The sequence below is a fragment of the Micromonospora marina genome, from assembly GCF_900091565.1.
Lineage (GTDB): Bacteria > Actinomycetota > Actinomycetes > Mycobacteriales > Micromonosporaceae > Micromonospora > Micromonospora marina.
This window is the reverse complement of sequence record NZ_FMCV01000005.1, coordinates 1-12,188: the sequence shown is the minus strand read 5'-3', so window position 1 is coordinate 12,188 and position 12,188 is coordinate 1. Positions and strand designations below refer to the sequence as shown.

Annotated in this window: 11 protein-coding genes, 5 tRNA genes and 1 pseudogene; 10 read left to right on the top strand and 7 right to left on the bottom strand. The window is 74.5% G+C overall.

What is annotated here, in order from left to right:
- Positions 1–20: 20 nt before the first annotated feature.
- Positions 21–1,679 carry a sensor histidine kinase gene (locus GA0070215_RS08575; protein WP_244166921.1) on the top strand — a complete coding sequence of 553 codons (1,659 nt, stop codon included), beginning with the start codon at positions 21–23 and terminating at the stop codon, positions 1,677–1,679.
- On the top strand, positions 1,676–2,353 hold the full coding sequence (locus GA0070215_RS08570) for a response regulator (RefSeq protein ID WP_018788454.1): 678 nt from the start codon (positions 1,676–1,678) through the stop codon (positions 2,351–2,353). Before GA0070215_RS08575 ends, GA0070215_RS08570 begins: the two co-directional genes overlap by 4 nt.
- Before the next feature lie 15 nt (positions 2,354–2,368).
- Here GA0070215_RS08570 and GA0070215_RS08565 read toward each other — a convergent pair whose 3' ends face one another.
- From GA0070215_RS08565 to GA0070215_RS08550, 4 genes are all read right to left on the bottom strand, one after another.
- Positions 2,369–3,190 carry an ABC transporter permease gene (locus GA0070215_RS08565; RefSeq protein ID WP_091043778.1) on the bottom strand — a complete coding sequence of 274 codons (822 nt, stop codon included), beginning with the start codon at positions 3,188–3,190 and terminating at the stop codon, positions 2,369–2,371.
- Positions 3,187–4,119: an ABC transporter ATP-binding protein gene (locus GA0070215_RS08560; RefSeq protein ID WP_091043774.1), complete on the bottom strand. Its 933-nt coding sequence runs from the start codon at positions 4,117–4,119 to the stop codon at positions 3,187–3,189. The genes GA0070215_RS08565 and GA0070215_RS08560 overlap by 4 nt, the downstream gene beginning before the upstream one ends.
- 137 nt (positions 4,120–4,256) lie before the next feature.
- A complete protein-coding gene (locus GA0070215_RS08555) occupies positions 4,257–5,420 on the bottom strand; it encodes a cytochrome P450 (protein WP_091043770.1) in 1,164 nt (387 codons plus the stop codon).
- A gap of 9 nt (positions 5,421–5,429) precedes the next feature.
- Entirely contained in the window at positions 5,430–6,098 is a 669-nt protein-coding gene (locus tag GA0070215_RS08550) for a class I SAM-dependent methyltransferase (RefSeq protein WP_091043766.1), read from the bottom strand.
- A 190-nt stretch (positions 6,099–6,288) separates the two neighbouring features.
- Here GA0070215_RS08550 and GA0070215_RS08545 point away from each other — a divergent pair, with 190 nt between their 5' ends.
- Complete coding sequence (locus GA0070215_RS08545; protein WP_091044281.1) at positions 6,289–7,101, top strand: hypothetical protein; 813 nt, start codon at positions 6,289–6,291, stop codon at positions 7,099–7,101.
- Positions 7,102–7,326: 225 nt separating this feature from the next.
- Here the strand turns inward: GA0070215_RS08545 and GA0070215_RS08540 are convergent, their stop codons facing one another.
- Entirely contained in the window at positions 7,327–7,929 is a 603-nt protein-coding gene (locus GA0070215_RS08540) for a TetR/AcrR family transcriptional regulator (protein ID WP_167361497.1), read from the bottom strand.
- A gap of 274 nt (positions 7,930–8,203) precedes the next feature.
- Between GA0070215_RS08540 and GA0070215_RS08535 the strand changes: the two genes are divergently transcribed.
- The 4 genes from GA0070215_RS08535 to GA0070215_RS08520 all read left to right on the top strand — a co-directional run bounded on the left by GA0070215_RS08535 (position 8,204) and on the right by GA0070215_RS08520 (position 9,400).
- Positions 8,204–8,276: transfer RNA gene (locus tag GA0070215_RS08535), tRNA-Gly, on the top strand.
- Between the two features lie 34 nt (positions 8,277–8,310).
- A tRNA-Cys gene (locus tag GA0070215_RS08530) sits at positions 8,311–8,381 on the top strand.
- A 13-nt stretch (positions 8,382–8,394) separates the two neighbouring features.
- Positions 8,395–8,469, top strand: a tRNA-Val gene (locus GA0070215_RS08525).
- A 112-nt stretch (positions 8,470–8,581) separates the two neighbouring features.
- Positions 8,582–9,400 carry an isocitrate lyase/PEP mutase family protein gene (locus GA0070215_RS08520; RefSeq protein WP_091043760.1) on the top strand — a complete coding sequence of 273 codons (819 nt, stop codon included), beginning with the start codon at positions 8,582–8,584 and terminating at the stop codon, positions 9,398–9,400.
- A gap of 82 nt (positions 9,401–9,482) precedes the next feature.
- Here GA0070215_RS08520 and GA0070215_RS08515 read toward each other — a convergent pair whose 3' ends face one another.
- Positions 9,483–9,728, bottom strand: a complete 246-nt coding sequence (locus GA0070215_RS08515; RefSeq protein WP_018788446.1) for a DUF6458 family protein — start codon at positions 9,726–9,728, stop codon at positions 9,483–9,485.
- A 158-nt stretch (positions 9,729–9,886) separates the two neighbouring features.
- Here GA0070215_RS08515 and GA0070215_RS08510 point away from each other — a divergent pair.
- From GA0070215_RS08510 to GA0070215_RS08500, 3 genes are all read left to right on the top strand, one after another.
- Positions 9,887–9,959 (top strand) — tRNA-Gly (locus GA0070215_RS08510).
- 11 nt (positions 9,960–9,970) lie between these two features.
- A tRNA-Val gene (locus tag GA0070215_RS08505) sits at positions 9,971–10,042 on the top strand.
- 166 nt (positions 10,043–10,208) lie between these two features.
- Positions 10,209–11,855, top strand: a complete 1,647-nt coding sequence (locus GA0070215_RS08500; RefSeq protein ID WP_091043756.1) for a PKD domain-containing protein — start codon at positions 10,209–10,211, stop codon at positions 11,853–11,855.
- Positions 11,856–11,912: 57 nt separating this feature from the next.
- On the opposite strand, the pseudogene GA0070215_RS08495 reads toward GA0070215_RS08500, so the two are convergent.
- Positions 11,913–12,188, bottom strand: a pseudogene (locus tag GA0070215_RS08495) (hypothetical protein); the annotation flags it as partial.

The window sequence follows — 12,188 nt, the reverse complement described above, 5'->3', positions numbered from 1 at the left end:
GCGTGGGTAGCGTGACCGCCGTGGAACCCCGCGAACGCCAACGCCGGGCCGGTGACCTGCTGCTCTGGGCCGTACTCGTGGCACCCGTCGCGTACGGCCGGCTCACCCCGCCGCAGATCGGTGAGCTGCCGCCGCTGGCCGCCGCGCTGGCGCTGCTCGGCGTGGCGGTGTGCATCGGCCGCCGGTGGCCGCTGGTCGCGGTGCTCGCGGTGGTGGCCGGCTCGCTCGTCGACGGCAACGTGGTGTTCGCCATCCCGGTCTTCGGCTACCTCGCCGGACGGCGCAGCGACCGGGCCGCACCGGCCGCCGCCGTCTTCGCCGCCATCGCGGTCACCGGCTCGGTGCTCAACCTCGGGCTGCTCGGCACCGAGCCGTCCACCTGGTTCCTGCTCGCCTCGGTGCTCCTCTTCGCCGGGGTGTTCCCCTGGCTGCTGGGCCGGTTGCGGCGGCAGCACCGCGCGCTCGCCGACGCCGGGCTGCGGCACGCGCGGGCCGAGCGCCGGGCCGAGGTCGAACGGGTACGCCTGCGCGAGCGGGCCCGCATCGCCCAGGACATGCACGACTCGCTCGGTCACGACCTGAGCCTCATCGCATTGCGGGCGGGCGCGCTGGAACTGGCGCCGGACCTGTCCCCGGCGTACCGGGCGGCGGCCGGTGAGCTGCGGGCGAGCGTCGCCGCCGCCACCGAACGGCTGCACGAGGTGATCGGCGTGCTGCGGGAGGAGCGCACGCTGCGGCCGCCGGGGGAGACGGTCGCCGACGTGGTCGACGGCGCCCGCGACGCCGGGATGACTGTCGACCTGCGCGCCGACGAGGCGGACCTGCCGCCGCTGCCCGCGCACGCCGTGCACCGGGTGGTCCGGGAGGCGCTCACCAACGCCGCCCGCTACGCCCCCGGCGCCCCGGTCACCGTCGCTGTGACACGCGAGGCCGGTGCGGTGACTGTCGCGGTGGTGAACGCGCCACCACCGGGCGGTCCGCTGCCCGGCCCGCCGTCGCACGGCTCCGGGTTGCTGGCGCTGCGCGAACGGGTACGCCTCGCCGGCGGCACCCTGGACGCAGGCCCGCGCGACGGCGGCTGGGCGGTCACCGCCCGCGTCCCGCTCGCCGACGCGGCCCGTCCGGGCACGCCGCTGCCCGGCCGCGCGGACGCCGGTTCATCGGTCGCCGGCCCGATCCGGGCCTCCGGGACGTCGGCCCTCGCAGACGCCGGTCCGCCGGTCACCGGCCCGACTGACGGTTCCGGGGCGACCGCCCCGCGACCCGGCGACGACGACCTCGCGGAGATCGACCCGCTCGACCCCGGACGCGTCGGCGTACCCGGCCGGGACGGACACGGGGACGCGGAGCGGCGGCTGCGGGAGGCCCGGCGGCGGGTGCGGCGCAGCCTGCTCGTCGCGTTCGGCGCGCCCGCCGGGCTGGCTCTGGTGCTGGCGGGCGTCTACTACCCGCTCGCCACGGCCGGCGCGGTGCTCGACCGGGCCGGCTACGAACGGCTGCGCCTGGGTGAGCCGCGTGCCGCGCTCGGGCTGCCCCGGCGGCAGGCCGACCCGCCCGCCACCGGCGCGGTGCCGGGCTGCGAGTTCTACACCGACGGCAACTTCCCGTTCGCCCAGGCGACCTGGCGGCTCTGCTTCGCCGACGGGCGGCTGGTCAGCAAGGAGCGGATCGGATCATGAGCGACGACCACGGGCGTCCACTGCGGGTGGTGCTCGCCGACGATGAGGCACTGGTCCGGGCCGGGGTCCGGGCGATCCTGGCCGCCGACCCCGGCATCGAGGTGGTCGGCGAGGCGGGCGACGGCCTGGCCGCGGTCGAGCTGGTCCGCGCGCACCGGCCCCGGGTGGCGCTGCTGGACATCCGGATGCCCCGCGGCGACGGGCTCAGCGCCGCCGCGCAGATCCGCCGGCTGGTGCCGGAGACGGCGGCTGTCATGCTCACCACGTTCGGCGACGACGACCTGATCGCCCGCGCGCTCGGCCACGGCGCCGCCGGGTTCCTGCTCAAGTCCGGTGACCCGCGTGAACTGCTGGCCGGGGTGCGGGCGGTGGCCGACGGCGGGGCGTACCTGTCGCCGCGGGTGGCCCGCCGGGTGATCGAGTTGAGCGGCGGCCGGCTGGCCCGTGGCCCGTACGCGCGGGACCGGCTGGCCGGGCTCACCGACCGGGAACGCGACGTGCTGGCGCTGGTCGGCGCGGGGCTGTCGAACGCCGAGATCGCCCGCCGGCTGCACCTGGTCGAGGGCACCGTGAAGAGCTACCTGACCAGCATCTTCACCCGGCTGGACGTGCGCAACCGGGTGCAGGCGGCGATCCTCGCGTACGAGGCGGGGCTGGTCCCGCCCACCGGCTGACCAGCCCCGCCCCGCTCAGGCGTCGCGCCGGGCCAGCGCCCACCGGCCCAGCGCCAGCGCGGTGGCGGTCCAGGCGGCGAGCAGCAGCAGCCCTGCCGCCGCCGGGTACGGCTCGGTGTCCCCGGCGAGGAAGTGGTTGCCGGCCACCCCGGGGAACGCGTCGGCGATCCGGGTGAGCACCGTGATGTCCGGCTCCTGCAACGACAGCGGCACGATCATCAGCAGCGCGAACAGCACGGTCAGCGTCAGCACCGCGCCGCGCAGCGCCGCCGCGAGGCCGAGCGCCAGCACGCCGACCAGCGCCAGGTACGCCGCGCACGCGACCACGTCGGCCACCGTGCCGCCCAGCGGGGCGCGGCCCCACTCGCCCAGCACCGGCCGGGCCACCACCGCGCCCACGGTGCCGAGCAGCAGCCCGAGGCCGAACGTCACAGCGCCCACCACCGACGCCTTGGCCGCCAGCACCCGTCCCCGCGACGGGGTGCACCGCAGCGTGGTGCGGATCGTGCCGGTGGCGAACTCGCTGGTGATCGCGAACAGGCCGAGCGCCAGCACCACGTACTGGGTCAGCTCCAGCGACCCGGCCACGATCTCGCCGACGTCCACCACGCCCGAGTCGTTCGCCGGGTCGTCGTCGGTGTTGCCGTTGCGCGCGTAGATGGCGAGCTGGACGCTGGTGGCCGTCATGGTCAGCACCGCCGCGAGCAGCGTCCACCACGTGGAGCGGACCGACCAGAGCTTCGTCCACTCGGCGGCCACCGCCCCGGCGAGCGGATGTCCGGCCGGGGCGGGCCGGGTGGTCCGCCGGGCCGGGTCGAGCGTGGACTGTGCGGTCATCGGGTGTCACCTCCGGTCGGGCCGGCGGCGTACTCCACGCTGTCGGCGGTCAGCTCCAGGAACGCCTCCTCCAGGGAGGGGGCGACGGGGGTCAGCTCGTGCAGGCGTACCCCCATCTCGTACGCCAGGTCGCCGACCCGGCCGGCGGTGCTGCCGGCGACGGCCATCCCGCCGTCGGCGGCGGTGACCGTCGCGCCCTCGGCGGCCAGCCGGTCGCCGAGGGCGGCGAGCGCGGCCGGCTCCGGCCCGCGTACCCGGACCGACGCGGCGGGCCGGGCGGCGATCAGCTCGGCCAGCGGCGCGTCGGCCACCAGCCGGCCGCGCCCCAGCACCACCACCCGGTCGGCGGTCTGCTGCATCTCGCTCATCAGGTGACTGGAGACGAGGACGGTGCGCCCCTCGTCGGCGAGGCGGCGGGTGAACCCGCGGATCCACCGCACGCCGTCCGGGTCGAGCCCGTTGACCGGCTCGTCGAGCAGCAGCACCGGCGGGTCGCCGAGCAGCGCGCCCGCGATGCCGAGGCGCTGACCCATGCCCAGCGACAGCGCCCGGCCCGGCTTGCCGGCGGCGCGGGCGTCCAGGCCCACCAGGTCGAGCACCTCGGTCACCCGGCGGGCCGGTACGCCGTTGCTGCGCGCCATCGCCCGGAGGTGCGCCACACCCGAGCGGGCCGGGTGCACGCCTGTGGCGTCGAGCAGCGCGCCGACCTCGTGCAGCGGGTGCCGCAGCGTCCGGTAGTCCCGGCCGTTCACCAGCGCCTGCCCGGCGGTGGGGCGGTCCAGGCCGAGCACCATCCGCATGGTGGTGGACTTGCCCGCGCCGTTCGGGCCGAGGAACCCGGTGACCTGCCCGGGGCGGATGTCGACGGTCAGGTCGTCGACGGCTGTCACGTCGCCGAACCGTTTCGTCAACGCACGAAGTGTGATCATGCGGCGACGCTATGGGGCGACGGGGGTGCCGCACCGCCGTCGAACGGCAGCCACCCACCCTGACTTTCGTAAGGAAGGGCCCCTTGTTAACGCCTCCGGTAGAGGAAGGGCCCCTTGTTAACAAACACCCGCAGCGCTCAACCGCGGCGGACCACGAACGCGTCCGGCATCCGGAAGGTGAGGTTGTCCGGGCACCACGGCGGTCGCACCACAGTCACGCCGTCGAGCAGCGCTGCCGCCTCGGCGACCACCACAGCGGCCTCCATCCGGGCGAGCTGCGCCCCGACGCAGCGGTGCGGCCCGGCGCCGAACGCCAGGTGCCGCCGCGAGCCGGGCTGCCCCGGGCGGAACTCGCCCGGCGCGCCCACCACGGCCGGATCACGACCGGCACGGGCCAGCCAGGCCACCACGCTGGTGCCCGCCGCCACCGGCACCTCGCCGAGCGTGGTGTCGACTGCCGCCACGCGCCGCCAGGTGACGATCGGCGGCTCCAGCCGCAGTCCCTCCTCGACCACGTCGTCAACGGCGACCGTGCCCGCGCGCAGCCCGGCCCGTACCGCCGGTTCGCCGGACAGCCGGTGCAGCAGCAGGGTGAGGAACTGCGAGGTGGTCTCCTGCCCGGCGACCAGCAGGAAGAACAACGCGCCGACGACCACGTCGGGGGAGTGCCCGGCCTCGCGCAGCCGCGCGGCGAGCCCGCCCCCGGTCGCGGCGAACTCCCGCAGCACGGTGTGGAACCGGCCCACCTCGGCGGCCAGCGTGAGCTGCCGGGCGGAGTCCAGCGGCGCCCAGAACAACTCAAGCGCGGCCCGGGCGAAGTCCTTCACCACGCCGACCGGGGCGTCCGGCAGCTCCACCAGCCGGGCCAGCACCAGCAGCGGCAGGTCGGCGGCGAGACCCGCGTACAGGTCGACCGGTCGGCCCGCGTCCAGCGCCGCGGCCAGCCCGGCCACCCGCTCCCGGACCAGCCCGGTCAGCCACTGACGCTGGGCGTCCACCCGGTGCGGGTGCAGCGCGTCGGCGACGATGCCGCGGATCTCCGGGTGACCGGCGCCGCCGTTGTTCGCCAGCGTCGGCGGCAGCCGGAACCGGTGCCCGGCGAGCACCCGCAGCGCGGCCACCGGGATCGGGGTGACCGCGTCGAGCGCGTTGTCCGGCCGGAACGTCACCGGATCGGTGAGCACCCGGCGTACGAGCGCGTGCCGGGTCACCACCACGTGCGGCACGCCGACGTGGTCGACCACGGTGGCCGCGTCGGGCCACGGCCCGTCGACGGACTCCCCCCAGCCCCGGAACAGCACGCGGTAACGCTAGCGGCGGGCGCCGGGCGGGTTCGGGTCCAGCTCCCACACGGTGGTGTGCTTCACCCGTACGCTCTCCAGCGCCTCCGACACCGGCACGTCGTACGCGGCCAGCTCGTGGAACCGCTCGCGGGGCAGGAACGCCCGGCCCGGGTCGCCCACCAGCACCCGGGCGCCGGCACGGGCGGCCCGGAGCAGGAAACGCAGCATCCGGCGGGCCATCGCCTCGCTGTAGAAGACGTCCCCGGCCAGCACCACCTCGGCGTCACCGGCGTCGGAGTCGAGGATGTCGGCGAGTTCGGCGTCGACGCGTACCCCGTTGGCCTCGGCATTGAGCGCGACGGCCGCGACGGCCCGCTCGTCCACCTCGACCGCCCGGACGGCGGCGGCGCCGGCGCGGGCCGCGGCGATGGCGACCAGGCCGGAACCGGAGGCCAGGTCCAGCACCCGGCGGCCGTCGACCAGCTCCGGATGGTCGGTGACGTAGCGGGCCAACCCCTGCCCGCCGGCCCAGGCGAACGCCCAGAACGGTGGCGGCTGGGCGCTGCGGAACTCACCCTCGGTCAGCTCCCAGAGGCCGATCGGCTCGTCGGCCTGGTGCAGCCGCACCTCGGGGACGAACGCCACCGGGGCGAGGCGGGCGTGCAGCCGGACGAACGCGGCGGACAGCTCGGACACCGGAGAATTGTGTCCCACCGGGTGTCCGGACCCGCATCCCGGGCGTGTCGCGGCGCGGTCGTGACCGGTTCACCACGGTCGGTGAAACAGCCCCCCTGTTGTGGCGTTGGATGCGAACACGCCCGTCTACCGGCCCGCCCGGCGCGCTCCTAGCGTTGTCTGTGGACACGACCGAGAGCGAGGAGGCGTGGTGAGCGGGTGGCGGCACGCGCTGCGGATCGGACTGGTGCTGACGTTCGTGGCCGGGACCGGGTACGGCGGAGCCCTGCCGGCGCGGGCGGCGGCGGCCTTCTCCACCGAGTTGAGCGGTCTGCCGGACGAGTTCACCGCCGGGAACCGGGTGGAGACGTTGTCCGCCGTGGTGTCCCGCTCGGACGGGGGCGGCTGTGTCAAGGTGCGCTGGTCGATGCTGGTGCGGGTGCAGGGCCTGCGCCTGGACCAGTTGAAGGTGGACCGGGTGGAGGACAACGGCTCGTTCCCGCTGGAGATCCGCACCGAGGAGGACACCGCCCGGCTCACCGACCGGCAACTCGATCCGGGTGTGCTCTGCCCCGGCCGTACCGTGACCGCCCGCTACCGGGTGGCGTTCGCCGAGGACGTCGGGCGCGGGCGGGTGAGTTTCGCCGCCGAGGCGTACGACCCGCAGTTGCGGCTGCTGGCCCGGCGTACCGCCTCCCGGGAGGTGGTGGGGGAGGAGGCTCCGACGCCGGCACCCACCAGCGCGGAACCCACGGAGCCGCCGACCGGCGAGCCGTCGACCGAAGGCCCCGGCGAGGCGGCCACTGACGAGCCGACCGGCGCCACGGTGGTGGAGCCGCCCGCGCCGGGTGGCGTGGCCGGGCGGCCGGTGGCCGACAGCGGCGGATTCGGCATCGTGCAGGCCGCGTTCCTGCTCGGCGGGCTGCTGCTGTTCCTGGGTGCCGGTCTGCTGCTGCGGATGCGCCGCCTGCTGCGCCCGTCCGCCGACCCCTCCTTCGATCGCCCCCGCCCAGGCTGGCACTGACGCTCGCCGCCTCGGCCCCCCACAGGCTGACCCTCCCCGTCTCCCCTCCCGGTCGCCTCTCCCCGTCGATCAAGGGGTTTGCGTTCTCTGCCGACCGGGATGGGGACGCAAACCCCTTGATCACCGGTACGGGCGGGCCAGGGCGGGCGGGCCAGGGCGGGCCAGGGCGGCGGGTCAGGGCGGGCGGGGCGGGGTGGGCGGGGCGGGGTGGAGGGGAGCAGGCGGTCAGTCGAGCTGGCTGGGTTCCAGGCCCAGTTCCCGAGCGGCCACCAGGCGGATCCACTCGGCGATCTGCCGGCGGGTGATCACCCGCTCGTGGACCGCGATCTGGACCGCCAGTCCGTCCATCACCGCGCTGATCCGCCAGGCCGCGCCGGCCGGGTCGGGGCAGTCGAACGTGCCCTCGGTGACCCCGGCGGTGATCACCGTGGCCAGGTCCTGCCGCCACCGCAGGTCGAGGCGGCGGGAGAGCTTCTCCAACTCGGGCGTACGCAGCGACTCCGCCCAGCCGTCGATCCTCATCGACCAGGAGGTGGCCCGGCCGGTCGGCGTGTAGAGGCGCAGCATCCGCCGCATCTTCGCCAGCGGCGGGGCGGAGGAGCGCAGTACCGCGTCGAGGCGGGCGAGATCCTGCTCGACCGCGTACGCGAAGGCCTGCGCGAGCAGCCGGTCCTTCGTCGCGAAGTGGTAGAAGACGAGCGCCTGGCTGACCCCGGCGGCCTCGGCCACGTCCGCGGTGCGGGTGTTGGCGAGCCCTCGTTCCGCGATTACCTCGCAGGCCGTACGCAATAGCGCGTCCAGGCGGATCTCGGCGGCTCGTCTCGTCACGGCGTTACGGTAACCCATCCTCATGACCACAGGGAGTTACCGAAGCGGCCGGTCGGCGGTGGGACAGTCGGATGCCGGACACTCGGCTCGCCGAGCGGATTCCGCAGGTCGCGGCCCTGCCTGCGGGCCTGCGGGGGCATCCACCCAGGCTCCTAGGAAGCCTGCGCGCTGCGGCGTCGGCGACATCGGGACGCGCCGGAACGGCCCCCGATTTGGCAACCGTTCCCGGGCTCGGCTAAAGTTCTCATCCGTCACCGGATAACACCCGGGGCGTGCGGACGTAGCGCAGCTGGTAGCGCATCACCTTGCCAAGGTGAGGGTCGCGGGTTCGAATCCCGTCGTCCGCTCGGAGATGCCGCCACGCAGTTCGGGGGCAACCTCGGTGGAGTGGCCGAGAGGCGAGGCAACGGCCTGCAAAGCCGTGTACACGGGTTCAAATCCCGTCTCCACCTCGGCATTGGACGAGGGCGATTGGCGCAGTGGGAGCGCGCTTCCTTGACACGGAAGAGGTCACTGGTTCAAACCCAGTATCGCCCACCAGCGGAAAGGCCGTGTCGATCATTCGACACGGCCTTTCTCGTCGTCATCGACCAGTCCAGTACCGCGCCGCTGGCCATTGCCGTGACCGGACGACCCCACCCAGACTGGCCCGGTGGACGATCAGCAAACCCGAGCCCGGCAGTTCCGTGCCCTGCACCTGCCCGGTGAGCCACTGATCCTGGTCAACGCCTGGGACGCGCTGAGCGCCCGGCTCGTCGCCGCGGCCGGCGCCCGGGCGGTCGCGACCACGAGCGCCGGGGTCGCGTGGAGCCGCGGCGCCCCGGACGGTGACGCGCTGGCCCGGGACACCGCCGTCGACGTGATCCGCCGGGTGGCCGACGCGGTCCGCGTGCCGGTCACCGCCGACATCGAATCCGGGTACGGCGACAGCCCCGCCGAGGTCGCCGAGACGATCACCGCGGTGCTCGCCGCCGGGGCCGTCGGCGTCAACGTGGAGGACTCCCGGCACGACGGCGGGGGACCACTGCGCCCGGTCGACGAGCAGGTCGCCCGGCTCGCCGCGGTCCGGGCCACCGCCGACCGCGCCGGCATCCCGCTGTACGTCAACGCGCGGGTCGACACCTGTCTGCGCGGGGCCGGTGGCGTACCGGAGACGGTCGCGCGCGCCGAGGCGTACCTGGCGGCCGGCGCGGACGGGATCTTCGTACCCGGAACCGTGGCGCCGGAGACGGTGGCCGCGCTGGCGGCGGCGATCCCGGCGCCGCTGAACGTGCTGGCCGGGCCGGGCGCGCCGCCGATCGCCGAGCTGGCCCGGCTCGGCGTGGCCCGGGTGAGCATCGGGCCGGCGGTGGCCGAGGTGGCGTACGCGGTGGCCCAGCGGGCGGCGGCGGAGGTGCTCGGCGCCGGGACGTACGGCGCACTCACCGGCGGGCTCGACTTCGACGCGCTGAACGAGCTGATGCGCGACTGACCCCGCCACGCGCCGACGGGGGCGCCGTGTGGCGCCCCCGTCGGGTCGGGGACCGATCAGCTCCGTCGGCCCCCGGGTGCTGTCACATCGGCGGCGCGACGTCCCGGCGCTCCTCGACCCGGCGGTACTCCACCGGCTGCTCGGCGTCGGTGGTGACCACCTGACGACGGCGGCCCCGGACCAGCGTCGTCATGATGAGGCCGAGCACGCCGGCCGCCATCAGGATCCAGCCGACGACGTCGAGGTCGATCCCGCCGACGCTGGCGTTGAGCGCGAACGTGAGGATCGCGCCGACCGCGATCAGGAAAATGCTCGTACCGATACCCACGACAGCCTCCTTCGGGGGATGGTTGCGCTGTCACCGGCCTCAGTACCCCGGCGGTGAACAGCGCAACCACACGCCCGCCGGGAGCGGCGGGGGCCTGCCGCACAGCGATCTTGGCATCGGGTAGAGTTCACCCCGTCGCCGGCGCGAACCGGCGGCACGCGGACGTAGCGCAGCTGGTAGCGCATCACCTTGCCAAGGTGAGGGTCGCGGGTTCGAATCCCGTCGTCCGCTCGCGATTGCCCGGGCGATTGGCGCAGTGGGAGCGCGCTTCCTTGACACGGAAGAGGTCACTGGTTCAAACCCAGTATCGCCCACCGAGAGTCACCCTCCCCGCCCGCCGGTGCCACCGGTCGATCGGCGGACGTAACCCACCGGACTGTTCGTGCCGGCCACATCGGTCACCCGGCTCCGCCGTGCGGGTTGTTCAGCCGCCGCCACCACGCGTGTCACTGTGATGCCCGATACGCAGGAGGCGGTCACATGCACACGATCGAGCGGGGACGGTGGCGGCGGACAACCGTCCGGTTGGGGGTGGCGGCTGTCGTCGCGGCGGCCGGGGTGACGGTCCCGGCCGCGTCCGCGCAGGCCACCGCGACGCGGACGGTGGCGTTCTTCAGCATGGACGAGCCAGCGTCGTCGACGGTGCTGACCGACTACAGCGGCAACGGCCGCCACGGCACGATCGGCGGCGAGGTGGTCGCCGGCGCGCTCTACGCCGGGGCGACCGGCCACCGCTTCGCCACCCACCTGCCCACCGACAAGGAGTACGTCCCGGGTCACGTCGACCTGGTGCCGCACAGCACCGACTTCAACCCGGACGCCGGAGACTTCTCGGTGACCATCCGCTACCGGACCACGTACTCCTTCGGGAACATCCTCCAGAAGGGACAGGGCAACACGGCCGGCGGCTACTGGAAGTTCGAGGCCCCGAACGGCAAACCGAAGTGCCTGTTCCGGGGCGCGGACGGTGCCTCCCGCACCGGCTACACGGACGTGCCGATCTCCGACGGCCAGTGGCACACGGTCACCTGCAACCGCACGTCGGCGTACGTGGAGATGTACGTCGACGGCGTCCGGACCAGCCGCCTGAACGGGCCGACCGGCACCATCGCCAACACATGGCCGCTGTCCGCCGGCGGCAAGAGCCAGTGCGACGGTACGAAGGTCACCTGCGACTACTTCGCCGGCGACATCGACTACGTGAAGATCCTGAAGGGATCGGGCGGCCCGGCCAACCAGGTGCCGGTGGCAGCGGTGACGCCCACCTGCTCCGGACTGGTGTGCTCGTTCTCCGGCGCGGCCTCCACCGACGCCGACGGCGCGATCCAGGACCACAGCTGGAGCTTCGGCGACGGGGACACCACCGGTACGGCCTCCGTGCCGACCACGTCGCACACGTACGCGGCCGCCGGCACCTACCCGGTCACGCTCACCGTCACCGACGACCGGGGCGCCACCGGCACCGCGACCGTCGACGTGACTGTCGCGCCCGTACCGCAGCGGATCTCGTTCGTCGGCCAGGCCACCGCGAACGCCAACTGGACCAGCCACACGGTCACCGTTCCGGCCGGCGTGCAGGCCGGTGACACGCTGCTGCTCCTGCTCAGCCAGAACACGCACACCGGCACCGGTGAACCGGCCGGGGTGACCGGCTGGACCAGGCTCGACCGCGTCGACGGCGGCTTCGCCACCACCACCGCCTGGTGGAAGACCGCGAGCGCGGGTGACGCCGGCACGGCGGTCCGGGTGACACTGGACAGTCAGGCGAAGGGCAACCTGGTGCTGGCCGCGTACCGGGGGGTGGCACCGGGCGCGCCGGTCTTCGCCGGGGCCACCGACCCGGCGAGCACCGCCACCCGGATCACCCCGTCGGTGCCGGTGACCGCCGTGCAGAGCTGGGCCGTGTCGTACTGGCTGCACGGCGACAGCACCTCCACCGCGCTCACCCCGCCGTCCGGCGTGGCGGTGCGCAGCAACACCTCGCAGACCGGCGGCGGCCGGGTGACCGGCCTGCTCGCCGACTCGGCGAGCGGCGTGCCGACCGGCAGCTACGGCGGGCTCACCGCCACCGGCGCCGCGGCCAGCACGACCACCACCACGTGGACGTTCGTCCTGCCCCCGGCCTGACCCATCGGGTACGCGTGCAGGCCGGCACCCCGTCGTCGGGGTGCCGGCCTGTCTCGCTTACTTGTTCCAGTGTTCGGCTACCAGGTCGGCGGCCTGCTGCTCCCACTGGGCGTAGTGGTCCGGGTAGGCGGACACCTGGACGGTCTGGGCGGCCTTGGTCAGCGGCATGTCCTGCCAGCCGTCGACCTGCTTCAGACCCTTGAGGAACGCCAGGGTGGAGTACTCGGGGTCGGTGATCTGCTCCACCGTGCCCCAACCACTGGAGGGGCGCTGCTGGAACAGGCCCTGCGAGTCGTGGTCGTTACGGTCACCCAGGTGACCGAGGTTCTCCAG

What these genes read in the sequence shown, in the direction of transcription:
- GA0070215_RS08570 (WP_018788454.1), top strand. Translation starts at nt 1,676, where the DNA reads ATGAGCGACGACCACGGGCGTCCACTGCGGGTGGTGCTCGCCGACGAT.
- GA0070215_RS08565 (WP_091043778.1), bottom strand. Translation starts at nt 3,190, where the DNA reads ATGACCGCACAGTCCACGCTCGACCCGGCCCGGCGGACCACCCGGCCC.
- GA0070215_RS08560 (WP_091043774.1), bottom strand. Translation starts at nt 4,119, where the DNA reads ATGATCACACTTCGTGCGTTGACGAAACGGTTCGGCGACGTGACAGCC.
- GA0070215_RS08500 (WP_091043756.1), top strand. Translation starts at nt 10,209, where the DNA reads ATGCACACGATCGAGCGGGGACGGTGGCGGCGGACAACCGTCCGGTTG.